Consider the following 26,146-nt stretch of genomic DNA (forward strand, 5'->3'; position numbering starts at 1 on the left):
TAGAGTGATTGGCGGGGCCTACCAGTGACAATAGGCGCCAATTGAATATCCTTGGGGTTCACCGCAGGAGCGGTCGGTAGAAAGAAGCCTGTCATGAGCGAAAGAACCACGTCAGCCAGCTGGGCATCAGGGATTGTGAAGGCACTCGAACTGGAAGGGCTGGACTGCCAGGCCATGTTCAAGCAGCTGGGGCTGGACTTCGCGGCCCTCGACGACCCTGACGCCCGCTTCCCGCAGGACTCCATGACCCGGCTCTGGCAGCTGGCGGTGGAGCTTTCGGGTAATGAGGCCATCGGCTTGAACATGGCGCGTGTGGTACGCCCGGCGTCGTTCCATGTGGTGGGCTATGCGTTGATGTCCAGCCGCACGCTGGCCGAAGGCTTCGAGCGCCTGGTGCGTTACCAGCGCATCATCGCCGAAAGCTCGGACCTGAGCTTCGTGCTTGGCCCTGAAGGTTATTCCCTGATCCTGACCGTACATGGCGACCACCTGCCGCCCACGCGGCACAGCGCCGAGGCCTCGCTGGCTTGCGCGCTGGCACTGTGCAAATGGCTCAGCGGCCGCCCGGTGCAGCCGAGGCGGGTGCTGGTGCAGGGGCCTCAGCCGAAGAATATCGAACCGTACAAGGTGGCGTTTCATTCGCCGCTGGTGTTTGGTGCGCCGCACGATGCACTGGTGTTCGAGCGGGCCGACATGGAGGCGCCGTTGCCAACCGCCAACGAGGCCATGGCGGTGTTGCATGACCGTTTTGCCGGGGAGTATCTGGCCCGTTTTTCCGAAAGCCGGGTTACCCACCGCGTGCGCCAGGTGCTGTGCCGCATCCTGCCGCAGGGCGAGCCCAAGCGCGAGACCCTGGCGCAGGCCCTGCACCTGTCGCAACGTACCTTGCAGCGGCGGCTGCAGGAGGAGGGCACCAGCTTCCAGGCCTTGCTCGACGACACCCGCCGCGAATTGGCCGAGCAGTACCTGGCCCAGCCGGGCATGACCCTGCTGGAGGTCGCGTACCTGCTGGGCTTTGCCGACCCCAGCAACTTCTACCGGGCATTCCGCCGCTGGTTCGATGCCACGCCGAGTGAGTACCGTGCCCGTATGGGCGCTGAGGCCGAAGCGGTCAGTGACGCCAGAACGCCGGCATACACAGCACCAGCACCGTAATGATTTCGAGTCGGCCGAGCAGCATGCCGGCCGCCAGAATCCACTTGGCTGCGTCCGGCAGCGTGGCGTAGTTGCCCGACGGGCCGATCACTTCGCCCAGCCCGGGGCCCACACCCGAAACCGTACCGGCGGCACCGGTCAACGCGGTCATCCAGTCCACGCCCAGCAACGACAGCAGCAGGGCCATGACGCAGATGGTGATGGCGAAGAAGAACGAAAACGTCAGGATCGAACGCACGATGTCTTCATCGAGGCGGTGGCCGTTGTATTTCTGCTTGATCACCGCGCGCGGGTGGATCAGTTGGTTAAGGCTGGCCTTGAGTAGGATGTAGGCCACCTGGAAGCGGAAAATCTTGATACCGCCCGCCGTCGAGCCGGAGCAGCCGCCCACGAAACCCAGGTAAAAGAACAGCATCAGCGAGAAGTTGCCCCACAGGCTGTAGTCGCCCAGGGCGAAGCCGGTGGTAGTGACCACCGAGGTCACGTTCAGCGCCACATGGCGCAAGGCGTCGAGCCAGTGCAGGTTGGTGCTGTACCAGTACCAGGTGCCCAGCACTATCCAGGTAACCACCAGCATGCCCAGCAAGCCCTGCACCTGCTGGTCGCGGATCAGCGCCTTGCGGTTGCCGCGCAGGGTGGCCACATACAGGGTGAACGGCAGGCTGCCCATGATCATCACCACAACCGCCACCCAATGCACGGCCGGGATGTCCCATTTCGCCAGCGACTGGTCAGAGGTGGAGAAACCGCCGGTAGAGATCGCCGACATGGCGTGGTTGATCGCATCGAACGGGCTCATGCCTGCCCACCAGAAGGCCAGCGAGCCAAGGATCGAGAAGCCGACGTACACCCCCACGATCGACTTGGCGACCATGTGCGAGCGCGGCATGACCTTTTCCGAGCGGTCGGACGACTCGGTCTGGAACAGGCGCATGCCACCGATGCGCAGCAGCGGCAGGATCGCCACCGCCATGGCGATGAAGCCGATACCGCCAAGCCAGTGCAGCATCGAGCGCCACATGAGAATGCCGGGTGACATGGTGTCGAGCCCGCTGAGCACGGTGGCGCCGGTAGCGGTGATGCCCGACATGCTTTCGAAGAAGGCGTCGGTGTAGCTGATGTGCTGGGTCAGCAGGAACGGCAGGGCGGCGAACACGCACACCACCAGCCAGCTGCTGACCGTCAGCAGGTACATGTCGCGTGGGCGCAGGTGCACATGTTCGGGGCGCCCCTGCACCACCAGGGCCAGCCCGGCGATGAAGGTGATCAGGCTCGACCAGAGGAACGACGGCATGTCACCGGTGCGTTCGAAAATTACCAGGGTCGCCATGGGCACGGCCATGCTGACGGCGAGGGTAATCAGGAAGATGCCGATGATGAAACCAATGATCCTTAAGGTCGGCAACGCCATGTGATCTGCTCTGACTCGATTCGGAAGGGCGCCATTCTACCTATGGGTCTGGTGATGTAAACGCTAGAATGGCTGCACATTCAACTGCCAGGAGGGTAGCCGATGGAGGCTCTCGACGCATTGCTCAACCGTGTTTCCGTGCCACGCCTGACCGACCCGGCGCCGAACGCTGCCCAGCGCGAGGCGCTGTTCCAGGCCGCCTTGCGCGCCCCGGACCACGGCCAGCTGCGCCCCTGGCGCTTTCTGACCATCGAAGGCCAGGGCCGTGAGAAGCTGGGCGAGCTGTTTGCCGAAGCCGTGCAGAGCAAGGGCGACGCCAGCCAGGCCGCGCTGGACAAGGCCCGCGCCATGCCGTTGCGGGCGCCGCTGCTGATTGTGGTGGTGGCCAAGCTGCAGGATCACTTCAAGGTGCCGAAGTCCGAACAGCGCCTGGCGGCGGGCTGTGCGGCGCATGGCATTCTGATTGCCGCGCATGCGCAGGGTATCGGCGCGGTGTGGCGAACCGGGGACATGGCGTTCGATGCCCATGTGCACAAGGGGTTGGGGTTGGCCGAGAACGAGGAGTTGATCGGGTACCTGTATGTCGGCACGCCGCTGACCGAGCCGCGTACGGCGCCGATTCTGGAAACGGCTGATTTCGTCAGCGTCTGGGGCGAGTAACGCCGTTTTGGGCTGATTGTCGTATCAGGGCCACCGGCCTCTTCGCGGGCGTGCCCGCGAAGAGGCCGGTGGCCTTTACATCACCTCAACTGCCAGCAGCCTCAGCCGCAGGCAACTCCAGCCTGGCCACAAATCCACCCTGTGGATGATTGTCCAGCAACAGGCTGCCGCCATGGCGCTCCGCCGCCTTGCGTGCAATCGCCAGCCCCAGCCCATGCCCCGGCGCTTCCTGCCCCGGCGCGCGGAAGAAGGGTTCGCCCAGCTGCGCCAGGTGTTCCGCTGCAGCCCCCGGTCCATGGTCACGCACGCTTATCACTATGCGGTCCTGCTCACGCACTGCACTCAGTTCTACCGGCTGCCCGACCGGATTGAAGCGCAAGGCATTGCGCAGCAGGTTGTCCACGGCCCGCTCGATCAGCGTCGGCCAACCTTGCAAGGTCAACCCAGGCTGCGCCTCGAGGCGCACATCCTGGTCGGGCGCGCTGAGCAGGGCATCCTTACGCACGCTGCCCAGCAGGGCGTTGAGGTCGACCGGTTCGGCATGGGCCTGCTCGGCATCCACCCGGGCCAGGGCCAGAATTTCGCTGATCAGGTCTTCCAGGCGGTCGCACTCGCGGGTCAGGCGTGGCCACAGGGTTTCCCGCTGCTCGGGCCCGGCGCGCTCGGCCAGCGCCAGGGCAATACGCAGTCGGGCCAATGGGGAACGCAACTCGTGGGACACATCGCGCAGCAACTGGCGCTGGCTGCCGATGGTGCTTTGCAGGCGCGCGCCCATCTTGTTGAAGTCCTTGGCCAGCACACCGAACTCGTCGCGCCGCGCTGCCAGCCGCGCCAGGCTGTTCTGCTGGTAGGTGGTCTGCCCCAGGTCATGCACCGCGCTGCGCAGGCGGCTGAGCGGGCGGGTAATGGACAGGGTCACCAGCAGGCTGAACAACGTTAGCACAACCAGGGCGATGCCCAGAGCACTGAGCGGCCACATTAGGCTTTCGCGGTGCCAGGCATCCAGTGCCGGGTGGGGAATGCGGTAGATCAGCAGGTAGGTTTCGCCGGTGTCGGGGCTGGTGTATTCCTCGGTCAGTCTGCGCCACGGCAGGCGCCGCTGGTCATTGTGCTGGCGCGCTTCGAAGGCCGCTGCACGGCGCGGGAAGGTACCGGGCACCACGGCTTCGCCACTGTCGTCGAGCACTTGCACGTCGATCTTGTAGCGGTCTTTACGCCGTTCCAGGAAGTGCTGTGCCGAATCCAGGCCTTCTTGCTCGTAATGCTTGGCCCACTTGCTGGCCAAGGTATTCAGGCCCGGGTGACGGCTGAGGATCCAGGCGTCCTGGTTGAGCATGTGGCCCAACAGGATCGACAGGCCTGCGACCAGGGTAATGGCCAGCCAGAAACTGGCCAGGATGCGCCAGAACAGTGAACGCAAGTGCACCTCCTAAACGGGAAAAGCCCGGCCCGCAGTGATGCGGGCCGGGCATTGGGCAGACAGCTTACTGAGCCTTGGTGCCTTTTTCAGCTTTCCAGGCCTGGAACTCCTGCCACTCGGCTTTCTTGGCGGCGCGTTCCTTTTGCAGTTCGTCGAACTGCTTTTGCTGCTCAGGCTTGAGCAGGTTGCGCACGGCGCTGTCGGTCTTGTCGCGGCTGGCTTTCAGCTCGTCCTTCATGGCTTTCTGGTCGGCGGCCGGCAGCTTGGACAGGTAGCGCTCGGTGATGTCGCGGCGCTGTTGCATCTGCTCGCCCATCAGCTTGCCGATCTGCTGGCGCTGCTCGCGGCTCAGGTCCAGCTGATGGAAAGGCGCATCACCGCGATGATGCGGGCCGTCGTGACGTGGGCCGCCGTCAGGCATGGCCATGGCCACGGTCGGCAGGGCGGCGGCGAACATCAGGGCGATAAGGGTCTTGCGCATGGTGTCTCTCCTTTCATAGGCCGGTGGTTACCGGATGAGCACAGTCTAGGGAGATCACCGTCAAGCGCAGTCAGGAGATGGTAAAGGCTCGGTAAAGATGCTCAGAGGCAGTAGTAATAGCCACGGCTGCGCAACGCCACGATGCGTGGCCGGCCATCGGCGTGGGGGCCAATCTTCTTGCGCAGGTTGCTGACATGCATGTCCAGGCTGCGGTCGTACAGGGTCAGCTTGCGGCCCAGGCCGATCTGCGCCAGTTCCTGCTTGTCCAGCGGCTCGCCGGGCTGGCGCAGCAGCGCTTCGAGAATGCGGCTTTCGGACAGGGTCAGGGTCATTTCGCGGCCATCGATACTGGCCACGCCACGGGCAGGGCTGTACACCAGGTCGCCCAGCTCCACCTGGCTGGTGGTGGCGGTGGGGTGGCTGCGGCGCAGTACGGCGCGCAGGCGGGCGGTGAGTTCACGTGGGTCGCAGGGTTTGGCCAGGTAGTCGTCGGCACCCAGTTCGAGGCCAAGGATGCGGTCCAGCGGCTCGCCACGGGCGGAGAGCATCAATACCGGCAGTTCGGTATGTTCGCTGCGCAACTGCTTGAGCAGTTCCAGGCCGCTGCCGTCGGGCAGCATGACATCCAGCACCACGGCCGCCGGGGCGTGTTCGGCCAGGGCCTGGCGTGCGCTCTGGCCATCGTGGCAGGCACGTACGGTGAACCCTTCCTGGGTCAGCCAGCTGCTGAGCAGCTCGCACAGCTCCTGGTCATCATCAATCAGTAACAGCTCGCTCATGACTCACTCATTTCAACCATTGACGGCGGCTATTCGGCCCGCCAGTGGCAAAGATACCGCAGACTGATGGCAACTGTGTAACTGCCTCTACCGCGTCGCCTGCTTCGCGGGCGAGACCGCGAAGCAGGCGACACGGTCTTGGATCACGGCAGTACTTGCTTGAATGGCTTGACCACGACTTTGTCGTAAACGCCCGCAGCAATGTAAGGATCGGCATCTGCCCAAGCCTGCGCCGCAGCCAGGGACTCGAACTCGGCAACGATCAGGCTACCGCTGAAACCCGCTTCGCCCGGGTCGTTGCTGTCGATGGCCGGGTGCGGGCCGGCCAGCACCACGCGGCCTTCGGCTTTGAGCTGCTGCAGGCGTTCGATATGCGCCGGGCGGGCAGCCAGGCGTTTTTCCAGGGAGTTTGCGACGTCGCTGGCGATGATGGCGTAGAGCATGTCAATCCTTGGGTTTGGAGGTAGAAGGGTCGTCGTGCAGGTGGCGCGACAGGTACACGCCTTGCGCCACCAGGAAGATCACGGTCATGCCCAGGCTGCCGAACACCTTGAAGTCCACCCAGAAGTCCTGGAAGGTGAAGGCGACGAACAGGTTGGCCGCGCCGCAGAACAGGAAGAAGGCAATCCACGCCACGTTCAGGCGCGCCCAGATGGCATCGGGCAAGGTCAGCGCGTGGCCCATGATGCGCTTGATAAGCACCCGGTCACCGATGAAGTGGCTGCCGGCAAAGCCCAGGGCGAACAGCCAGTTCACCACCGGCGCCTTCCACTTCAGGAAGGTTTCGCTGTGGAACGTCAGGGTCAGGCCGCCGAACACCAGGCAGGCCACCAGGGTCAGCCACTGGCCCTTTTCAAGCTTGCGCTGGCGCAGGAACAGCGCGCCATACACCACCAGCGAGCTGATGATCAGCATAGCCGTGGCGCTGTAGATGCCGCCGAATTCGAAGCTGTGGCCGGCGACTTCCAGGGGGCGCGGGTCCAGCTTGTAGACGATGAAGAACAGCAGCAGCGGGATGAAATCGATGAATTGTTTCACAATGGCAGCCAGAATCGGGATGTGACGGCATAATAACAAACATCGATTCCAGCGAAAGCGCTCCTCCATGAATGTTGATCTGCACTGTCACAGCACGGCCTCCGACGGCGCCCTGTCGCCCTCGGTACTGGTTGCCCGGGCCCATGAGCACGGGGTGCAAACGCTGGCACTGACCGACCATGACACCATCGAAGGCCTGCCCGAAGCACGCCAGGCCTGCACCGAGCGGGGCATGCGCTGGGTGAGCGGCGTCGAGCTGTCGTGCACCTGGGGTGGTGCGACCATCCATGTGCTGGGCTATGACTTCCCGCTCGACGCGCCGCCTTTGCTGGCGGCAATCGAAGCGTTGCACCGTGGCCGCTGGCTGCGCGCCGAAGAAATCGACAAACGGCTGGCCGCCAAGGGCATGCCTGGCACCCTCGAAGGCGCCCGTGCCGTGCAGCACGAGCTGGGCGACAGCGGCAACGCCCCGGCGCGCCCGCATTTTGCCGAGTACCTGGTGCGCGCCGGGCACGTCAAGGACCGTGGCGAAGCGTTTCGCAAGTGGCTGGGCGCCGGCAAGCTGGGCGACGTCAAGCAGCACTGGCCGACCCTGGACGAAACTGTCGCCACCCTGCGCCAGTCCAAAGCGTGGGTGAGCCTGGCGCACCCCATGCATTACGATCTGACCCGCAGCAAGCGCAGACGGCTGATTGCCGACTATATTCAGGCAGGCGGGCAGGCACTTGAGGTGGTCAACGGAATGATGCCGGCCGAGCAGGTGGGCACCCTGTCCATCCTTACCCGTGAGTTCGGCCTGCTGGCAAGCGCTGGCAGTGACTTCCACGGCCCCGGCACCTGGGGCGAGATCGGTGCCTATCGGCCTTTGCCCGAGGACTTGCCACCTCTGTGGCGTCGATTCAGCCATGAACAGCCTTTGGCGCTATGAACAGGACGACTACGTGAGCCAATTTTTCCAGATTCATCCGGAGAACCCGCAGGCGCGCCTGATAAAACAGGCCGTTGAGATCATCCGCAAGGGTGGCGTGGTGGTGTATCCGACCGACTCGGCCTATGCGCTGGGTTGCCAGATGGGTGACAAGGGCGCAATTGAGCGTGTGCGCACCTTGCGCAAGCTGGACAAGCAACACAACTTCACCCTGTTGTGCTGCGACCTGTCGCAAATGGGGCTGTTTGCCAAGATCGATACTTCTACGTTCCGCCTGCTCAAGGCGCACGTTCCCGGGCCTTACACCTTCATTCTCAATGCCACCCGCGAAGTACCGCGGCTGCTGATGCACGAGAAGCGGCGGACCATTGGATTGCGCGTGCCATCCAACCCGATCGTGCTGGCTCTGCTAGCAGAGCTGGGCGAGCCGTTGATGAGCGTGAGCCTGATCTTGCCGCCCGAGACAGAGCCGATGACCGACCCCTACGAGATCCGGCAGAGCCTGGAGCACCATGTCGACCTGATCATCGATGGCGGTTATGGCGACCTCAAGGCGTCGACCATCATTGACCTCACAGGCGATGAGCCTGCGCTGATCCGCGAAGGCTGCGGCGACCCCACGCCGTTCCTGGTCAACGCGTGAGCCAGGTGGAAACGCCCGAGGCACCGGCCGAACAGGCCGAAGCGCCTCGGCAGTTGCAGTTGGCCCTGGTCTACGGCGAAGCCCTGACCGAGCTGCCGCTGGACCTGTACATCCCGCCGGACGCGCTGGAAGTCATCCTCGAGGCCTTTGAAGGCCCGTTGGACCTGCTTCTGTACCTGATCCGCAAGCAGAACATCGACATTCTCGACATCCCGGTGGCGGAAATCACCCGCCAGTACATGGGCTACGTGGAGCTGATGAAAAGCGTGCGCCTTGAACTGGCCGCCGAGTACCTGGTGATGGCCGCCATGCTCGCCGAGATCAAGTCGCGCATGCTGCTGCCGCGTTCGGCCGATGTCGAGGAAGAGGAGGGCGACCCACGCGCCGAACTGATCCGCCGCCTGCAGGAGTACGAGCGTTTCAAGGCCGCCGCCGAAGGCATCGATGAATTGCCACGGGTAGGCCGCGATGTGGTGGTGCCACGCCTGGAGGCGCCGCAGGCCAAGGTGCGCAAGCTGTTGCCGCAAGTCAGCCTGGAAGAGTTGCTGGTGTCCATGGCCGAGGTGATGCGCCGCAACGACCTGTTCGAAAGCCACCAGATCACCCGTGAAACGCTGTCTACCCGCGAGCGCATGAGCCAGGTGCTGGAGCGCCTCAAGGGCGGTGCTTTTGTGCCGTTCGTCGAGTTGTTTGCCGCCGAAGAGGGCAAGCTGGGCGTGGTGGTCACCTTCATGGCGATTCTCGAGCTGGTGAAGGAATCGCTGATCGAACTGGTGCAGAATGAACCTTTCGCCGCCATTCACGTGCGGCTCCGCCCGGCGCTTGTTGAAGAACCTGATGAACCTGAATGACCCCCGCGACCTGGCGTCGCTGATCGAAGCTTTCTTGCTGGCGTCGGGCAAACCGCAGTCTCTGGAGCGCCTGTACGAGCTGTTCGAAGAGGCCGAGCGCCCAGAACCCAAGGTGTTCAAGCAGGCCCTGGACGTGCTGGGCAAGTCGTGCAATGGCCGAGCGTTCGAGCTCAAGGAAGTGGCCAGCGGCTACCGCCTGCAAATCCGCGAGGACTATGCGCCCTGGGTCGGGCGCCTGTGGGAAGAGCGCCCGCAACGCTATTCACGTGCGCTGCTCGAAACCCTGGCGCTGATTGCCTACCGCCAGCCCATCACCCGTGGCGAGATCGAGGACGTGCGGGGCGTGGCGGTGAACAGCAACATCATCAAGACCATGATGGAGCGCGAGTGGATTCGCGTGGTCGGCTACCGCGAAGTGCCGGGGCGGCCGGCGATGTTTGCCACCACCAAGGCGTTTCTTGACCACTTCAACCTCAAGAGCCTGGATGAGCTGCCGGCCTTGGCCGAGCTGCGCGAGATGGAGCCGGAGCCGGTGCTCGACCCGGACGATGCGCCAGTGCCGGCGCACCTGCAGGCGTTGGCAGATGCCAGCCTTGGGGAGGAAGAAGAGGGTGTTGAGCCGAAGGAGGAAACCAGCTTCCGTAGCTTGCTGGTGGAGCTGGATGCCATGGAAGAAGGGTTGAAGACCGACTTTGATGATTTGCGCGAGGAAGAACCAGAGGCTTCGGTGGAAGAAGAGGGCAAGTTACAGCCCTGATCTGCTGTTGCCCATACACCACCGTTAGGCAGAAACCCCAGCCAAAGCCCACAAAACCCTCTACCCTCCAGTGCGTTCCTCCCCGGAACCGCGTATGATGCGCGGCCTTTTGGCGCACTCGTCGCCAAAAAACCTGTTTTCATTCCTACACCGGGAGGTGCCCAGATGAGTGAGCAAGACCTGCAAGATACCGAAATCACCCCGCCATCCGGCGAAAAGCTGCAAAAAGTGCTGGCACGCATTGGCGTGGGTTCGCGCCGTGACGTCGAAGCCTGGATCAGCCAGGGCCGCATCAAGGTGAACGGCGTCGAGGCCACCCTTGGCCAGCGCGTCGACCTGCACGACGCCATTGCCGTAGACGGCAAGCTGATCAAGCGTGAGGAGGCCGCCGAGGCCACTCGCCGGGTGATCATGTACAACAAGCCCGATGGCGAAATCTGCACCCGTGACGACCCGGAAGGCCGCCCCACCGTGTTCGACCGCCTGCCACGGCCAAAAGAAGGCCGCTGGATCAACATCGGCCGCCTCGACATCAACACCACTGGCCTGCTGCTGTTCACCACCGACGGTGAACTGGCCAACCGTCTGATGCACCCGTCCTACGAGATGGACCGTGAGTATGCGGTGCGTGTGCGCGGTGAAGTCGATGACGAGATGATCGAGCGCCTGAAAGCCGGTGTGATGCTGGAAGACGGCCCGGCCAAGTTCACCGACATCCAGAAGGCACCGGGTGGTGAAGGCTTCAACCACTGGTACCACTGTGTGGTGATGGAAGGCCGTAACCGTGAGGTGCGTCGCCTGTGGGAATCCCAGGGCATGGTGGTCAGCCGCCTGAAGCGCGTGCGTTTCGGCCCGGTGTTCCTCAATTCCGACCTGCCGATGGGCCGCTGGCGTGAAATGACCCAGGGCGAAATCGACATCCTGGCCGCCGAAGTGGGCCTGCAGCCGGTTGCGCTGCCCGCCATGAAGCTCAAGGCCAAGGACAAGATGGAGCGCCTGCAGCGCAAGTCGACCCGCCCGCTGGGCCGTGGCGAGCGCGTGCGCAACCTGCGCCCGGCCCACGAAGGTGCCGCTACCGGTGAACGCCCGGCGCGTCAGCCGCGTGAAGAGGCTCCGCGTAAAAACACCCGCGGCAGCACGGTGGCCGAGCGCCCGAGCGAAATGCGCAAGCGTCCGGCCAAGCCTGAAGGTGACAAGCCGGCAGGCCGTGGTCGCGGTAAACCGCGTGGCTGATCGGCCTGCGTGGTGATGAGAAACCAGCCTTCGGGCTGGTTTTTTTATGCCTGCGATGTATTGCGGGCACGGCAAGATATTGAACAAAAAGAATTTTTCTGACGACTGGCAAGTTCTTTAACCGGCTTGTAAAGAAATTTATACAAATGTGGCCGGTTTCAGCCCTGATTCCAGATTTAACCCAATCGTGTAAACAAACCTTGCCGACACCGATGTGCCAAACCCGCTACCTCCACCTTGCCCTCCCTTGCCCAAACCCCCGTCCCCACGGTGTTATAGCCGCCATTGCCGTGTGCAAGAGCCCGTCCACAGAGCCTGGCTGACAAAACAACAAATGGAGGCGCCATGTACGCCGATCACTCCGCCTTTGAAGGCCCATACCACAGGATCGCTGCGTTATTTCCGGATGGAAGAGCGCAACGCGTTGACGCCTGCGCGCTTGCAGGGGTATACAGTGCGCCGCGTTTTACCTGTGACCCTTTTGCGTACCGCGCACTCTTGATCACGCCGGGTTGACCCGCTTCGGCGGCACCTGAGGTCAAGAAACCCAAGGTAACCACCTTGCCCATTCCGCTGCGCCACGAGCGCGGTGGGTCCGATTCCGTCACAGATAAAAACAATGCAGGTGACTTCGTTCATGAGTGGACAAAACATGCATTCAGGCGAGCTCAAGCGGGGCCTGAAGAACCGCCATATCCAGTTGATCGCCCTGGGTGGTGCAATTGGTACCGGCCTGTTCCTCGGCTCGGCAGGCGTGATGAAATCCGCCGGCCCGTCGATGATCCTTGGCTACGCCATCTGCGGCTTCATCGCCTTCATGATCATGCGCCAGCTTGGCGAGATGATTGTCGAAGAGCCGGTGGCCGGCTCGTTCAGCCACTTTGCACACACCTACTGGGGCGGCTTCGCCGGCTTCCTGTCGGGTTGGAACTGCTGGGTGCTGTACATCCTGGTGGGCATGTCGGAGCTTTCGGCGGTTGGCAAGTATGTCCACTACTGGTGGCCGGAGATCCCGACCTGGGTCACTGCGGCGGCGTTCTTCGTGTTGATCAACGCCATCAACCTGATGAACGTGAAGTTCTTCGGTGAAGCCGAATTCTGGTTCGCCATCATCAAGGTCGTGGCCATCGTCAGCATGATTGGCCTGGGTGCCTACCTGCTCACCAGCGGCAGCGGCGGGCCGGATGCGACCATCGCCAACCTGTGGTCCCACGGCGGCTTCTTCCCGAATGGTGTCAGCGGGCTGGTGATGGCCCTGGCGTTCATCATGTTCTCCTTCGGTGGCCTGGAAATGCTCGGTTTCACCGCTGCCGAAGCCGACAAGCCGAAGACCGTGATCCCCAAAGCGATCAACCAGGTCATCTGGCGCATCCTGATCTTCTACGTGGGCGCCTTGGTGGTATTGCTGTCGTTGACGCCATGGGACAACCTGGTCGCCAGCATCGATGCCTCGGGTGGCAGCTATGGCAGCAGCCCGTTCGTGCAAGTGTTCTCGCTGCTGGGCAGTGACGTTGCTGCCCACTTGCTGAACTTCGTGGTCCTGACAGCCGCACTGTCGGTTTACAACAGCGGTACCTACTGCAATGCGCGCATGCTGCTGGGCATGGCCGAGCAGGGCGATGCCCCGGCGTCGCTGGCCAAGGTCGACAAACGTGGCGTGCCTGTGCGTTCGATCCTGGTGTCGGCTGCCGTTACCTTCGTGGCCGTACTGCTTAACTACCTGATGCCGCAGAATGCCCTGGAGCTGCTGATGTCGCTGGTGGTGGCTACCCTGGTGATCAACTGGGCGATGATCAGCTATTCGCACCTGAAGTTCCGCCAGCACCTGGACCGTACCGGCCAGAAGCCGCTGTTCAAGGCGCTGTGGTACCCCTACGGTAACTACGTGGTGCTGGCCTTCGTGGTGCTGATCCTCGGCATCATGCTGATGATTCCAGGTATTCAGGTTTCGGTGTATGTCATGCCGGTTTGGTTGTTCGGGATGTTTGTGGTCTACATGGTCAAGCCGCGCCGCCGGGTGAATGCCGGTGGGGCTGTGGGTCACGTGGCCAAGTAAGCAACTCAAGGCCGTATGCAAAAACCCGAAGTCAGGTGACTGGCTTCGGGTTTTTTGTTGCCTGTGCAGGCAACACATCAGATCTGCTCCAGCAACCAGCCCCTGAATGCCCGCAACGACGGCAAGGCCTCATTCCTGGGCGGGTAGATCAGGTAATAACTACGCTGGCTGGCAAACGCCACGCCTGGGCTGTGCAGCTCACCCTTGGCCAATTCCTCTTCCACCAGAATGCGCGGCACCAGCCCGATACCAATCCCGGCCCGCACCGCCTGGATCAGGTGCGAGGTCAGCTCGAAGCTCGGCCCCAGGCGCATTGCCCGGTGCGGCAGGCCATGGTGCGAGAACCACTCGCCCCAGGCATGCGGGTTGTTGGCCACATTCAACAGCACCTCTTCACTGATCCGTGCCGGGCTCCAGCCCTGGCTGTCGGCCCCGGCCTCCGGTGGCAGGATCACCACCAGTTCCTCGGCATGCAGGCGATGGCAGATCAGCCCCGGCAGGTCGTGGCTGGCCACACCGATGGCGGCGTCGATTTCGCTGGTGTCGAAGTTGATGGCTTCGATACGTGAATGGATGTGCACCAGCATGCCCGGGTGGGCGCTGTAGAATGCATGCAGCCTTGGCAGCAGCCATTTCGAGCCGAACGTTGGCAGGGTAGCCAGGCGCAAGGTGCCGACCCCCGACTGGTACGCCAGCGCCTGCAAGGTGGCACTGCGGATGCGCCCCAGCGCCTCGCTGAGCTCGCGTTGGTAAAGGCGACCCACATCCGTCAGCTGTACCTGGCGGCCTTCGCGGCGGAACAAGGTGAGGCCCAGTTGCTGTTCCAGCGCCTGCACCTGGCGGCTGACCGCGCTTTGCGTCAGCGACAGTTCGGCGGCGGCGCGGGTGTAGCTTTCATGGCGGGCGGCGGCCTCGAAGGCCAGCAGCAGCGACATGGACGGTGTCAGGTGGCGGTAATTCATTCATAAAAGTCATTGATAGCGGCAGGATTATCCGTTTGCTCCTGAAGCGAAACTACAGGAACATTGGCGTATACGTCATCCCTGCATGCATCAACCCATGCCGGAGCGACAGGAATCCCGTGAATTAGCCAATATCAAGAGGCCATCCTTCGATGATCGCCCAGCTGCCGACCGTTGCACCGAGCGCCAACTACCCCGAATTCCTCGAAGCCCTGCGCAACAGCGGCTTCCGTGGCCAGATCAGTGCCGACTACGGCACCCGCACGGTGTTGGCCACCGACAACTCGATTTACCAGCGCTTGCCCCAGGCCGCAGTGTTCCCGCTGGATGCCGACGATGTGGCGCGGGTTGCCACACTGATGGGCGAGGCGCGTTTCCAGAACGTCAAGCTGACCCCGCGCGGCGGTGGCACCGGCACCAATGGCCAGTCGCTGACCGACGGCATCGTCGTCGACCTATCGCGCCATATGAACAAGATCCTCGAAATCAACGTCGAGGAACGTTGGGTGCGGGTGCAGGCCGGTACGGTCAAGGACCAGCTCAATGCCGCGCTCAAGCCGCACGGGCTGTTCTTCGCCCCTGAGCTGTCCACCTCCAACCGTGCCACTGTCGGCGGCATGATCAACACCGACGCCAGTGGCCAAGGCAGCTGCACCTACGGCAAAACCCGCGACCATGTGCTGGAGCTGCACAGCGTGCTGCTCGGCGGCGAACGCCTGCACAGCCTGCCAATCGACGATGCCGCGCTGGCACAGGCCTGTGCCGCACCTGGCCGGGTTGGCGAGGTGTACCGCATGGCCCGGGAGATCCAGGAAACCCAGGCTGAACTGATCGAAACCACTTTTCCCAAGCTGAACCGCTGCCTGACCGGTTATGACCTGGCGCACCTGCGCGATGAGCAGGGCCGCTTCAACCTCAACAGCGTGCTGTGTGGTGCCGAGGGCTCGCTGGGCTATGTGGTGGAAGCCAAGCTCAACGTGCTGCCGATACCCAAATATGCGGTACTGGTGAACGTGCGCTACACCAGCTTCATGGATGCCCTGCGTGATGCCAATGCGCTGATGGCGCACAAGCCGCTGTCGATCGAGACCGTCGACTCCAAGGTGCTGATGCTGGCGATGAAGGACATCGTTTGGCACAGCGTTGCCGAGTACTTCCCGGCCGACCCCGACCGCCCGACCCTGGGTATCAACCTGGTGGAGTTCTGCGGCGATGAGCCGGCTGAGGTCAACGCCCGGGTGCAAGCCTTCGTCGAGCACTTGCAGGCGGATACCAGTGTCGAGCGCCTGGGGCATACGCTGGCTGAAGGCGCCGAGGCGGTGACCCGCGTCTACGTGATGCGCAAGCGTTCGGTGGGCTTGCTGGGTAACGTCGAGGGCGAGGTGCGCCCGCAGCCGTTCGTGGAAGACACGGCGGTACCGCCAGAGCAACTGGCCGACTACATCGCCGACTTCCGCGCCCTGCTGGACGGTTACGGCCTGGCCTACGGCATGTTCGGCCACGTCGATGCTGGTGTGCTGCACGTGCGCCCGGCGCTGGACATGAAGGACCCGGCCCAGGCCGCGCTGGTGAAGCCGATCTCCGACGCCGTGGCCGCGCTGACCAAAAGCTATGGCGGCCTGCTGTGGGGCGAGCACGGCAAAGGCCTGCGTTCGGAATACGTGCCGGAGTACTTTGGTGAGCTGTATCCGGCGCTGCAGCGCCTGAAAGGTGCCTTCGACCCGCACAACCAGCTCAACCCCGGCAAGATCTGCACACCGCTGGGCAGTGCCGAGGGCCTGACACCGGTCGATGGCGTAACCCTGCGCGGCGACCTCGACCGCACCATCGACGAGCGCGTGTGGCAGGACTTCCCCAGTGCCGTGCACTGCAACGGCAACGGCGCCTGCTACAACTACGACCCCAACGACGCCATGTGCCCGTCGTGGAAGGCCACCCGTGAGCGCCAGCATTCGCCCAAGGGCCGCGCCTCGCTGATGCGCGAGTGGCTGCGCCTGCAAGGCGAAGCGAACATCGACGTGTTGGCCGCAGCCCGCAACAAGGTGTCGTGGCTCAAGGGCCTCCCGGCACGCCTGCGCAACAACCGCGCGCGCAGCCAGGGGCAGGAAGACTTCTCCCACGAAGTGTACGACGCCATGGCCGGCTGCCTGGCGTGCAAGTCGTGCGCCGGGCAGTGCCCGATCAAAGTCAACGTGCCGGACTTCCGTTCGCGCTTCCTCGAGCTGTACCACGGCCGCTATCAGCGCCCGCTGCGTGACTACCTGATCGGCTCGCTGGAATTCACCATCCCGTACCTGGCCCACGCACCGGGCCTGTACAACGCGGTCATGGGCTCTAAGTGGGTCAGCAAGCTGCTGGCCGACAACATTGGCATGGTCGACAGCCCGTTGATCAGCCGCTTCAACTTCCAGGCCACGCTGACCCGTTGCCGTGTCGGCGTGGCCAGTGTGCCGGCCCTGCGTGAACTGACCCCGGCCCAGCGCGAGCGCAGCATCGTGCTGGTGCAGGACGCCTTCACCCGCTATTTCGAGACCCCGCTGCTGTCAGCCTTCATCGACCTGGCCCACCGCCTGGGCCACCGGGTATTCCTGGCGCCTTACAGTGCCAACGGCAAGCCTTTGCATGTACAGGGCTTCCTGGGGGCGTTCGCCAAGGCGGCGATCCGTAACGCTACCCAGCTCAAGGCCCTGGCCGACTGCGGTGTGCCTCTGGTGGGGCTGGACCCGGCGATGACCCTGGTGTACCGCCAGGAGTACCAGAAAGTGCCGGGGCTGGACGGTTGCCCGAAGGTGCTGTTGCCGCAGGAATGGCTGATGGACGTGCTGCCCGAGCAGGCGCCGACCGCACCGGGCAACTTCCGGCTGATGGCGCACTGCACCGAGAAGACCAACGTGCCGGCCAGTACCAAACAGTGGGAGCAGGTGTTTGCCCGCCTGGGCCTGAAGCTGGTGACCGAGGCGACGGGTTGCTGCGGTATGTCGGGGACCTACGGCCACGAGGCGCGTAACCAGGAGACTTCGCGGACCATCTTCGAGCAAAGCTGGGCAACCAAGCTGGACAAGGAAGGAGAGCCGCTGGCGACCGGTTACTCGTGCCGCAGCCAGGTCAAGCGCATGACCGAGCGCAAGATGCGCCACCCGCTTGAAGTGGTGTTGCAGTACGCCCAGCGTTAACGTTCAGGGCTTCGGGGGCTGCCAGGCAGCCCCCGGCTTTCAATGATCTCGATGCCGCCGCACCTGCCTGTACAGATACAGGCTCAACACCAGCCCACAACCCGCCGCACCCGCCGCAAACAGAAACATCGAAGCAAACCCGAACCCCGCCGCCACCGCGCCCACCAGTGGCCCGGTCACCCCCAGCGACAAGTCAATGAACAGCGAATACGCCCCCACAGCCGCCCCGCGGTTGGCCGCCGACACCTGATTCACCGCCTCCACACCCAGCGCCGGGAACACCAGCGAGAAGCCAAACCCGCTAAGCGCTGCCCCTGCCAAGGCCAACTCGGCGCTGGGCGCCAGCCATAGCATCAACAACCCCAGTGTTTCCACCGACAGGCAGGCAATCGCCACCCGGAACCCGCCAATGCGGTTGATCAGGTTGCCAAACAGCAGCCGCGCACTGATGAAGCTGGCGCCGAACAGGCTCAAGGTCAGCGCGGCATTGGCCCAGCCGCGGCTGGCGTAGTACAAGGTGATGAACGTGGCGATGGTGCCAAAGCCGATCGAGCCCAGGGCCAGTCCCGAACCGTGCGGGAACACCTTGCCCAGCACGCGCAGGAACGGCAGGCGTACGCCACTGACGATAGGGGCGGCCTGTTTCGGCCAGGCCAGCAGCAGGCCGAGGATGCACAGCAGGATAATGCTGACGCCCATGCTCCACAGCCCCAGGCTCTTGACCATCAGCACGCCCAGCGGTGCACCGACGGCCAGTGCGCCATAGCTGGCGATGCCGTTCCAGGAGATGACCTTGGCGGTGTTTTCAGCGCCCACCCGACCGATGCCCCAGCCAATCGCGCCCGCACCTACCAGGCTTTCGGCGCTGCCCAGTGCTAGCCGCCCGACCAGCAGACAGGCCAGGCTCAGCCAGGGCTGGTGGGTGAGGAAGGCGCAGGCCAGCATGAACACCCCGCTAAGCCCGCAGCCTACAAGGCCGTACATGACCGCCTTCTTGCTGCCGTGGTTGTCGATGATGCGGCTGGCGGAGGGGCGGCTGAGCAGCGTGGCGAGGTACTGCACGCTGATCACAAGGCCCGCGACCACGGCGCTGAACCCCAGGTCGTTGTGCACATAGCCGGGCAACACGGCCAGCGGGATGCCGATGTTGAGGTAGCCAATGAAGGTGAAAAGGACGATGGAGACGACTTGCAGTGTGACCGCAAGGGGGCGCGGTGATTCGGGCATGGGGGCCTGCGAGGGTTCTGGACAGTGTGAAAACGTGATGACGGGGGTAGCCCGCAGGTCAGCCGTTTTCACACTGTTGGAGGTTGCGCGATTTATTCCTGGTCAGCGCTGGATTGATCGTCACCATCCTGCTCGACGGCAGCTGCCGGTTCGGCGTGAACGGTCACGGATGGCTCTTCTGGGTTCAGGCTTGGGAAGGGAAGATTCGGGATTTCGTGCATCTCGTCGTTCCTCGCAAGTGTGAGTGAAAAGTCTGCGCCAGGCGCGGTTGAAGCTTCGCAAAGCTGGGGCAGGATACACAAGTCTGGATGACAGTTTGGTTTTTTTACCGCTCGTTTGTCGGTTTTGCGGGCGAACAGCGCACATTATTCATAAAAAAACGGGGCCGATTGCGGCCCCGTTTTTCAGCGATCACTTCCGGCCTTCGGCCGTTTCCGCCACCTTGTCGGTGCGGGCGCACATGATGAAGTCGTTGCGGTGCAGGCCCTTGATCGAGTGGCTCCACCAGGTCACGGTAACTTTGCCCCACTCGGTCAGCAGCCCAGGGTGGTGGCCTTCGGCCTCGGCGATTTCGCCTACGGCGTTGGTGAACGCCAGGGCGTGCTTGAAGTTCTTGAACAGGAAGACGCGCTCCAGCTCCATGTGGCCGTCACGTACTTCGATGTTCCAGTCCGGGATTTCGCGAATCAGCTCGGCCAGCTCTTCGTCGGTGACTTTTGGAGCGTCAGCGCGGCAGGCTTCGCAATGGGCTTGGTTCAAGGCATTCATGGGTGTTTTCCGGTTCGAGTTGTTATCGGCAGGGTCGCTCAGGCAGCGACCTTGGGTGGAAACTTCGGTGCGTGCAGGCCCAGCTGCATGGCCTTGTGGACCATGCCCATGATGTCTTCGTGGGCCAGGTCGAACAGGCACTTCATGTTGGGGAGCACGAAATACAGCGGCTGCAGGATGTCGATACGGTACGGGGTACGCATGGCTTCGATCGGGTCGAAGGCCTGGTGTTCAGGCTCGCCAGACAGACTGTAGACGGTCTCTTTCGGTGACGAGAGGATGCCGCCGCCATAGATCTTGCGGCCCTGGGCGGTTTCCATCAGGCCAAACTCGATGGTCATCCAGTACAGGCGCGCCAGGTACACGCGTTGTTCCTTGGTTGCCGCCAGGCCGAGCTTGCCGTAGGTGTGGGTGAATTCGGCGAACCATGGGTTGGTCAGCAGCGGGCAGTGGCCGAAAATCTCGTGGAAGATATCGGGCTCTTGCAGGTAGTCCAGCTCTTGCGGGGTGCGGATGAACGTGGCGACCGGGAAGCGTTTGCTGGCCAGTAATTCGAAGAAGGTCTGGAAGGGAATCAGCGCCGGAACCCGGGCAACCTGCCAGCCGGTGGTGGCACCCAGCACCTTGTTGATCTCGCCCAGTTGCGGGATACGGTCGTGGGGCAGCTTGAGCTGGTCGATGCCGTCCAGGTATTCCTGGCACGCGCGGCCTTCGATCACTTTCAGCTGACGGGTGATCAGGGTGTTCCATACCGCATGCTCTTGCTGCGGGTAATCGATAAAACCATGCGCATCGGGCTCACGTGCCACGTAGTGCGTCTGTTTCATGAGGCTCTCCTGGTGAGGGCTTTTCTTGTTATGTGCAGGACATGCCTAAGGAATATCCCTTCACTGGCCGTTTTGCACGGGTGCAAGCCGCTGCCGCGCCAGCGGGTGAAGCGGATTTCGTAACGATAATTTTACAAAATGGCCCGGGTGTCGGAAAATTCGGGGCATACGGCTGATGGTTGCGCAGTTTTTGTCAGCTTATCTTTACGACTTTTCCGCGCGATGTTGAAAAACATTGGCGCTTCGAGAGCCCTCATGCGTATCAAAGTGCACTGCCAGAACCGCATTGGCATCCTGCGCGACATCCTCAACCTGCTGGTGGAGTACGGCATCAACGTCCTTCGCGGCGAGGTGGGCGGTGACCATGGCAATGCCATCTACCTGCACTGCCCGAACCTGATCAACCTGCAGTTCCAGGCCTTGCGACCGAAATTCGAGGCGATTGCCGGGGTATTTGGCGTCAAGCGCGTGGGCCTGATGCCCAGCGAACGCCGGCACATGGAGCTGAATGCCTTGCTCGGGGCGCTGGACTTCCCGGTGCTGTCGATCGACATGGGCGGAAGCATCGTCGCCGCCAACCGCACGGCAGCGCAGTTGCTGGGGGTGCGCGTGGATGAGGTGCCGGGCATGCCGCTGGCGCGCTATGTGGAAGACTTCGATCTGCCGGAGTTGGTGCGGGCCAACAAGTCGCGCATCAATGGCCTGCGTATCAAGGTCAAAGGTGATGTGTTCCTGGCGGATATCGCACCGCTGCAGTCCGAACACGACGACAGCGAGGCGTTGGCTGGCGCCGTGCTCACCCTGCACCGTGCCGACCGCATTGGCGAACGCATCTACAACGTGCGCAAGCAGGAATTGCGAGGCTTCGACAGCATCTTCCAAAGCTCGCGGGTGATGGCTGCCGTGGTGCGCGAGGCCCGCCGCATGGCGCCGCTGGATGCGCCGCTGCTGATCGAGGGTGAGACCGGCACCGGCAAGGAGCTGCTGGCGCGCGCCTGCCACCTGGCCAGCCCCCGTGGGCAGTCGCCGCTGATGGCGCTCAATTGCGCCGGCTTGCCCGAGTCGATGGCCGAAACCGAGCTGTTCGGTTACGGCCCCGGGGCATTCGAAGGTGCGCGGGCAGAGGGCAAGCTGGGGCTGCTGGAACTGACAGCAGGCGGCACGCTCTTCCTTGACGGGGTAGGGGAGATGAGCCCGCGCCTGCAAGTGAAGTTGCTGCGCTTTTTGCAGGACGGCTGTTTCCGTCGGGTAGGCAGCGATGAAGAGGTGTACCTGGATGTGCGGGTGATCTGCGCGACCCAGGTGGATTTGTCCGAGTTGTGCGCGCGCGGCGAGTTTCGTCAGGACCTTTATCACCGCCTGAACGTGTTGTCGCTGCACATTCCGCCTTTGCGCGAATGCATGGATGGCCTGGAAGGGCTGGTGCAGCACTTTCTCGACCAGGCCAGCCGACAAATCGGCTGTGCCATGCCGCGCCTGGCGCCGGCCGCGATGGACAAACTTGGGCAATACCATTGGCCGGGCAATGTAAGGCAGTTGGAAAACGTATTGTTCCAGGCGGTTTCTTTATGCGAAGGCGGCGTGGTTAAAAGCGAGCATATACGTTTGCCGGATTATGGCGCGCGGCAACCGTTGGGTGAGTTTTCGCTGGAGGGCGATCTTTCGCAGATTGTCGGGCGCTTTGAAAAAGCGGTGCTGGAAAGTTTGATGGGGGCGTTTCCGAGTAGCCGGGCTTTAGGGAAAAGGCTGGGCGTTTCGCATACAACCATCGCAAACAAGTTAAGGGATTATTCGCTTGGCAAGTCTGCCGATTAATTGGGCTTTGCAAAAGGTGAAAGGGGCCCGTAGGGCCCCTGATTCAGAAGGTATCAGCCGTTAGAGCAGCCGTTCCCCATCACGCGGTATTCGAGAATGTGCTTCTGGCCCTTGGAGTCTTCGTAGGTCATGCGGGCTGGCACGACTTCGCACACATTGGGCACTTCGCTCATGGAGATGACGCGGGCAATGTCCAGGTGCTGCGAGTAACTGTACTGTTCAACCGGAATCTGCTCGGCATCTTTGGCTTCGCCGGCCATTGCCGCGCCGCAAAGACTGCCAAGTACCAATACCAGTAAAGCTTTCATTTTCTATTTACCTGTCTAAGGTCGTGAGGGGGCACGCGGCGCTTATGGCGCCGCGAGTACTGCTAGTTTTAACTATCGGGATTAGAGGGAGATTAACGTTTGCCTTCGTGGGGGCTGTTACCAGTTGTTAATCGCCTTGCCGTTGCTGGCGAGGTGAATTTTAGGGTTGTGGCCAAGGCCGAAACAGTGGGTCTTTTGATAAAGTGTTTTGACAGAATCTGTAACAATCCTCTGGTAAGGCACCCCGTTTTTTCGTGGTCAGGGCTGTAATCCGCATGCTAGAGCACTTTGGCGGAACGGGCGTACCAAATTACTACCAACGTCGAATGGCTTTTGTCGCTCTGATACAGTTACAAACGGTTCCATACAAAAACAACTATTACACCGAGGTAACACAGATGAGTGCGGCTCCACTGTATCCCGTTCGTCCCGAGGTTGCGGCCACTACCCTGACCGACGAGGCCACCTACAAGGCCATGTACCAGCAATCGGTGATCAACCCGGACGGCTTCTGGCGCGAGCAGGCCCAGCGGATCGACTGGATCAAGCCGTTCACCAAGGTCAAGCAGACCTCCTTCGACGACCATCACGTCGATATCAAATGGTTCGCCGACGGCACTCTGAACGTTTCCTCCAACTGCCTGGACCGCCACCTTGAAGAGCGCGGCGACCAGCTGGCCATCATCTGGGAAGGCGACGACCCTTCCGAACACCGCAACATCACCTACCGCGAACTGCACGAGCAGGTGTGCAAGTTCGCCAACGCCCTGCGTGGCCAGGACGTGCACCGGGGTGATGTGGTCACCATCTACATGCCGATGATCCCCGAAGCCGTGGTCGCCATGCTGGCCTGCGCCCGCATCGGTGCGATCCACTCGGTGGTGTTCGGTGGTTTCTCGCCCGAGGCGCTGGCTGGCCGTATCATCGATTGCAAGTCCAAGGTGGTGATCACTGCCGACGAGGGCCTGCGTGGCGGCCGCCGCACCCCGCTCAAGGCCAACGTCGACCTGGCGCTGACCAACCCTGAAACCAACAGCGTGCAGAAAATCATCGTGTGCAAGCGCACCGGTGGCGACATTGCCTGGCACCAGCACCGCGACATCTGGTACGAAGACTTGATGAAAGTGGCCTCCAGCCATTGCGCGCCGAAAGAAATGGGGGCCGAGGAAGCGCTGTTCATCCTCTACACCTCCGGTTCTACCGGCAAGCCGAAAGGTGTGCTGCACACCACCGGCGGTTACCTGGTGTATGCCGCACTGACCCATGAGCGGGTATTCGACTACCGCCCGGGTGAAGTGTACTGGTGCACTGCTGACGTGGGCTGGGTCACCGGCCACAGCTACATCGTGTACGGCCCGCTGGCCAACGGCGCCACTACCCTGCTGTTCGAGGGGGTGCCGAACTATCCTGACATCACCCGCGTGTCGAAGATCGTCGACAAGCACAAGGTCAACATCCTCTACACCGCGCCCACTGCCATCCGCGCGATGATGGCCGAAGGGCAGGCAGCTGTTGAAGGTGCCGACGGCTCCAGTCTGCGCCTGCTCGGCTCGGTGGGCGAGCCGATCAACCCCGAAGCCTGGAACTGGTACTACAAGACCGTGGGCAAGGAGCGTTGCCCGATCGTCGATACCTGGTGGCAGACCGAGACCGGTGGCATTCTGATCAGCCCGCTGCCGGGTGCTACCGGCCTGAAGCCGGGGTCGGCTACCCGTCCGTTCTTCGGCGTGGTGCCAGCGCTGGTGGACAACCTGGGTAACCTGATCGACGGTGCTGCCGAGGGCAACCTGGTGATCCTCGACTCCTGGCCGGGCCAGTCGCGTTCGCTGTTCGGCGACCACGATCGTTTCGTCGACACCTACTTCAAGACCTTCCGTGGCATGTACTTCACCGGTGACGGTGCGCGCCGTGACGAGGATGGCTATTACTGGATCACGGGCCGTGTGGATGACGTGCTCAACGTATCCGGGCACCGCATGGGTACCGCCGAGATCGAAAGTGCCATGGTGGCCCACGCGAAGGTGGCCGAGGCTGCAGTGGTTGGCGTGCCGCACGACATCAAAGGGCAGGGCATCTATGTGTATGTCACCCTCAATGCCGGTATTGAGGCCAGCGAGCAGCTGCGCCTGGAGCTGAAGAACTGGGTGCGCAAGGAAATCGGCCCGATCGCCTCGCCGGATGTGATCCAGTGGGCACCGGGGCTGCCGAAAACCCGTTCGGGCAAGATCATGCGCCGTATCCTGCGCAAGATTGCCACCGGTGAGTACGATGCGTTGGGCGATATCTCGACCCTGGCCGACCCGGGCGTGGTGCAACACCTGATCGATACCCACAAGGCCATGAACCTGGCCTCGGCCTGATAGCGAAGCAGGGCCGTGTGAACAGAAAACCCCGCCCGGGCAACCGGGCGGGGTTTTTGCTTTACTGTTACCCGACATTCATCGGTAACTGTTCTGTCACCCACCTTGCACACGTTCGGGGCGCGAGGAAACAACACGGACCTGTTTCGGTGCGCTCCTCCAGCCATTTTGTACAACGCGGCACGCTACACTTGCCGTAGTACAAGGCTTTGCCAATAATAGGCCCAGGAATTGCTAGGTCTATTGGTTCTATTTCTTGTGCCTTCGCATATTTTGCGCTGGTCGTCAACATCGCCCGCAGCGGTTTCAGGCGCTTCTGTAAGTAGTTGTCGCTTTGAAGAAATATCGACTACCGGGCTGTCGCTAAAATGCCACTCACTCGCTCGTGGTCTGCGACCTTGGTCGAACCCTGCGCGGCTCGCGTTGTACCCATTCGCATATCGGGCAGCCGTTACCTGCCTTGTATTGCCCCGTACCGATGGAGTTACCTGATGAAGAAGCTCGCACTGCTTGGCGCCCTGGCGCTCTCCGTATTTTCCCTGGTGTCGCAGGCCGATGAAAAACCGCTGAAAATCGGCATTGAAGCCGCCTACCCACCCTTCGCCTTCAAGCAGCCCGATGGCAGCATCGCCGGTTTCGACTACGACATCGGCAACGCCCTGTGCGAAGAGATGAAAGCCAAGTGCACCTGGGTCGAGCAGGAGTTCGACGGCCTGATCCCGGCGCTGAAAGTGCGCAAGATCGACGCCATCCTGTCGTCCATGTCGATCACCGAGGACCGCAAGAAGTCGGTCGACTTCACCAAGCGCTACTACCTCACCCCGGCGCGCCTGGTGATGAAGGAAGGCACCGCTGTCAGCGAAAGCCTGGATGAGCTGAAAGGCAAGAAGATCGGCGTGCAGCGCGGCTCGATCCATGACCGCTTCGCCAAGGAAGTGCTGGGCGCCAAAGGTGCCACCGTGGTGCCTTACGGCACTCAGAACGAAATCTACCTGGATGTGGCCGCCGGCCGCCTGGACGGCACCGTGGCCGACGCCACCCTGCTGGAAGACGGCTTCCTCAAGACCGACGCGGGTAAAGGCTTCGCCTTCGTAGGCCCGTCCTTCACCGACGCCAAGTACTTCGGTGACGGTATCGGTATTGCTGTGCGCAAAGGGGACAAGGCCAACGTCGACCGCATCAACGCGGCCATCGATGCCATCCGTGCCAACGGCAAGTACAAAGAAATCGAGAAGAAGTACTTCAACTTCGACATCTACGGTCCAGACTCGAACTAAGACGTCGGGTTTCACCT

Annotated in this window: 24 protein-coding genes; 12 read left to right on the forward strand and 12 right to left on the reverse strand. The window is 62.4% G+C overall.

The window, feature by feature from the left end; genetic code table 11:
• Window positions 1-93 precede the first annotated feature (93 nt).
• The gene (locus tag D8767_RS08755; RefSeq protein WP_016711871.1) at window positions 94-1,155 is read left to right on the forward strand and encodes an AraC family transcriptional regulator; all 1,062 of its coding nucleotides are present in this window, start codon (window positions 94-96) and stop codon (window positions 1,153-1,155) included.
• Here D8767_RS08755 and D8767_RS08760 read toward each other — a convergent pair.
• Window positions 1,112-2,566 (reverse strand): TrkH family potassium uptake protein, encoded by a 1,455-nt coding sequence (locus tag D8767_RS08760; protein ID WP_016711870.1) that lies wholly within the window; start codon window positions 2,564-2,566, stop codon window positions 1,112-1,114. The two genes, D8767_RS08755 and D8767_RS08760, sit on opposite strands and share 44 nt — an antisense overlap.
• A gap of 102 nt (window positions 2,567-2,668) precedes the next feature.
• Between D8767_RS08760 and D8767_RS08765 the strand changes: the two genes are divergently transcribed.
• Window positions 2,669-3,226, forward strand: a complete 558-nt coding sequence (locus D8767_RS08765) for an NAD(P)H nitroreductase (protein WP_016711869.1) — start codon at window positions 2,669-2,671, stop codon at window positions 3,224-3,226.
• A gap of 85 nt (window positions 3,227-3,311) precedes the next feature.
• On the opposite strand, the gene D8767_RS08770 is transcribed toward D8767_RS08765, so the two are convergent.
• The 5 genes from D8767_RS08770 to D8767_RS08790 all read right to left on the reverse strand — a co-directional run bounded on the left by D8767_RS08770 (window position 3,312) and on the right by D8767_RS08790 (window position 6,944).
• Entirely contained in the window at window positions 3,312-4,652 is a 1,341-nt protein-coding gene (locus D8767_RS08770) for a HAMP domain-containing sensor histidine kinase (protein WP_122048294.1), read from the reverse strand.
• 58 nt (window positions 4,653-4,710) lie between these two features.
• On the reverse strand, window positions 4,711-5,127 hold the full coding sequence (locus D8767_RS08775) for a Spy/CpxP family protein refolding chaperone (protein ID WP_016711867.1): 417 nt from the start codon (window positions 5,125-5,127) through the stop codon (window positions 4,711-4,713).
• Between the two features lie 101 nt (window positions 5,128-5,228).
• Entirely contained in the window at window positions 5,229-5,906 is a 678-nt protein-coding gene (locus D8767_RS08780) for a response regulator transcription factor (RefSeq protein ID WP_016711866.1), read from the reverse strand.
• A 143-nt stretch (window positions 5,907-6,049) separates the two neighbouring features.
• Complete coding sequence (locus tag D8767_RS08785) at window positions 6,050-6,349, reverse strand: YciI family protein (RefSeq protein ID WP_012273585.1); 300 nt, start codon at window positions 6,347-6,349, stop codon at window positions 6,050-6,052.
• A gap of 1 nt (window position 6,350) precedes the next feature.
• Complete coding sequence (locus tag D8767_RS08790) at window positions 6,351-6,944, reverse strand: septation protein A (protein ID WP_016711865.1); 594 nt, start codon at window positions 6,942-6,944, stop codon at window positions 6,351-6,353.
• A 67-nt stretch (window positions 6,945-7,011) separates the two neighbouring features.
• Here D8767_RS08790 and D8767_RS08795 point away from each other — a divergent pair, with 67 nt between their 5' ends.
• The 6 genes from D8767_RS08795 to D8767_RS08820 all read left to right on the forward strand — a co-directional run bounded on the left by D8767_RS08795 (window position 7,012) and on the right by D8767_RS08820 (window position 13,412).
• Window positions 7,012-7,872 (forward strand): PHP domain-containing protein, encoded by an 861-nt coding sequence (locus tag D8767_RS08795; RefSeq protein ID WP_016711864.1) that lies wholly within the window; start codon window positions 7,012-7,014, stop codon window positions 7,870-7,872.
• A gap of 13 nt (window positions 7,873-7,885) precedes the next feature.
• The gene (locus tag D8767_RS08800; protein ID WP_033723943.1) at window positions 7,886-8,515 is read left to right on the forward strand and encodes an L-threonylcarbamoyladenylate synthase; all 630 of its coding nucleotides are present in this window, start codon (window positions 7,886-7,888) and stop codon (window positions 8,513-8,515) included.
• A gap of 125 nt (window positions 8,516-8,640) precedes the next feature.
• Window positions 8,641-9,366 (forward strand): ScpA family protein, encoded by a 726-nt coding sequence (locus D8767_RS08805; RefSeq protein ID WP_161751096.1) that lies wholly within the window; start codon window positions 8,641-8,643, stop codon window positions 9,364-9,366.
• Window positions 9,353-10,123 carry an SMC-Scp complex subunit ScpB gene (scpB, locus tag D8767_RS08810; protein WP_016711861.1) on the forward strand — a complete coding sequence of 257 codons (771 nt, stop codon included), beginning with the start codon at window positions 9,353-9,355 and terminating at the stop codon, window positions 10,121-10,123. The genes D8767_RS08805 and scpB overlap by 14 nt, the downstream gene beginning before the upstream one ends.
• A 165-nt stretch (window positions 10,124-10,288) precedes the next feature.
• On the forward strand, window positions 10,289-11,356 hold the full coding sequence (gene rluB / locus D8767_RS08815) for a 23S rRNA pseudouridine(2605) synthase RluB (RefSeq protein WP_012273579.1): 1,068 nt from the start codon (window positions 10,289-10,291) through the stop codon (window positions 11,354-11,356).
• Window positions 11,357-11,993: 637 nt separating this feature from the next.
• Window positions 11,994-13,412 (forward strand): amino acid permease, encoded by a 1,419-nt coding sequence (locus D8767_RS08820; protein ID WP_161775524.1) that lies wholly within the window; start codon window positions 11,994-11,996, stop codon window positions 13,410-13,412.
• A gap of 77 nt (window positions 13,413-13,489) precedes the next feature.
• On the opposite strand, the gene D8767_RS08825 is transcribed toward D8767_RS08820, so the two are convergent.
• Complete coding sequence (locus tag D8767_RS08825) at window positions 13,490-14,374, reverse strand: LysR substrate-binding domain-containing protein (RefSeq protein WP_016711859.1); 885 nt, start codon at window positions 14,372-14,374, stop codon at window positions 13,490-13,492.
• A 152-nt stretch (window positions 14,375-14,526) separates the two neighbouring features.
• Here D8767_RS08825 and D8767_RS08830 point away from each other — a divergent pair, with 152 nt between their 5' ends.
• Window positions 14,527-17,547, forward strand: coding sequence for an FAD-binding and (Fe-S)-binding domain-containing protein (locus D8767_RS08830; protein WP_063977405.1), 3,021 nt, complete (start codon window positions 14,527-14,529; stop codon window positions 17,545-17,547).
• A gap of 39 nt (window positions 17,548-17,586) precedes the next feature.
• On the opposite strand, the gene D8767_RS08835 is transcribed toward D8767_RS08830, so the two are convergent.
• The 4 genes from D8767_RS08835 to phhA form a co-directional block, all read right to left on the reverse strand.
• Window positions 17,587-18,774, reverse strand: a complete 1,188-nt coding sequence (locus D8767_RS08835; RefSeq protein ID WP_063977406.1) for an MFS transporter — start codon at window positions 18,772-18,774, stop codon at window positions 17,587-17,589.
• Window positions 18,775-18,866: 92 nt separating this feature from the next.
• Entirely contained in the window at window positions 18,867-18,995 is a 129-nt protein-coding gene (locus D8767_RS29135; protein WP_016488505.1) for a hypothetical protein, read from the reverse strand.
• Between the two features lie 190 nt (window positions 18,996-19,185).
• Window positions 19,186-19,542, reverse strand: coding sequence for a 4a-hydroxytetrahydrobiopterin dehydratase (locus D8767_RS08840; protein ID WP_003254532.1), 357 nt, complete (start codon window positions 19,540-19,542; stop codon window positions 19,186-19,188).
• Window positions 19,543-19,580: 38 nt separating this feature from the next.
• Window positions 19,581-20,369: a phenylalanine 4-monooxygenase gene (gene phhA / locus D8767_RS08845; RefSeq protein ID WP_016711856.1), complete on the reverse strand. Its 789-nt coding sequence runs from the start codon at window positions 20,367-20,369 to the stop codon at window positions 19,581-19,583.
• 255 nt (window positions 20,370-20,624) lie between these two features.
• On the opposite strand from phhA, the gene D8767_RS08855 reads away from it, so the two are divergent.
• Window positions 20,625-22,184, forward strand: coding sequence for a sigma-54-dependent phenylalanine hydroxylase transcriptional regulator PhhR (locus D8767_RS08855; RefSeq protein ID WP_016711855.1), 1,560 nt, complete (start codon window positions 20,625-20,627; stop codon window positions 22,182-22,184).
• 53 nt (window positions 22,185-22,237) lie between these two features.
• Here the strand turns inward: D8767_RS08855 and D8767_RS08860 are convergent, their stop codons facing one another.
• Complete coding sequence (locus D8767_RS08860; protein ID WP_003260110.1) at window positions 22,238-22,492, reverse strand: DUF2790 domain-containing protein; 255 nt, start codon at window positions 22,490-22,492, stop codon at window positions 22,238-22,240.
• Window positions 22,493-22,890: 398 nt separating this feature from the next.
• On the opposite strand from D8767_RS08860, the gene acs reads away from it, so the two are divergent.
• Entirely contained in the window at window positions 22,891-24,852 is a 1,962-nt protein-coding gene (gene acs / locus D8767_RS08865) for an acetate--CoA ligase (RefSeq protein ID WP_016711854.1), read from the forward strand.
• Window positions 24,853-25,343: 491 nt separating this feature from the next.
• Complete coding sequence (locus D8767_RS08870) at window positions 25,344-26,129, forward strand: ABC transporter substrate-binding protein (RefSeq protein ID WP_016711853.1); 786 nt, start codon at window positions 25,344-25,346, stop codon at window positions 26,127-26,129.
• The last annotated feature ends 17 nt before the right edge of the window (window positions 26,130-26,146 follow it).

Source organism: Pseudomonas sp. LTGT-11-2Z, assembly GCF_003691445.1.
Taxonomy (GTDB): domain Bacteria; phylum Pseudomonadota; class Gammaproteobacteria; order Pseudomonadales; family Pseudomonadaceae; genus Aquipseudomonas; species Aquipseudomonas monteilii.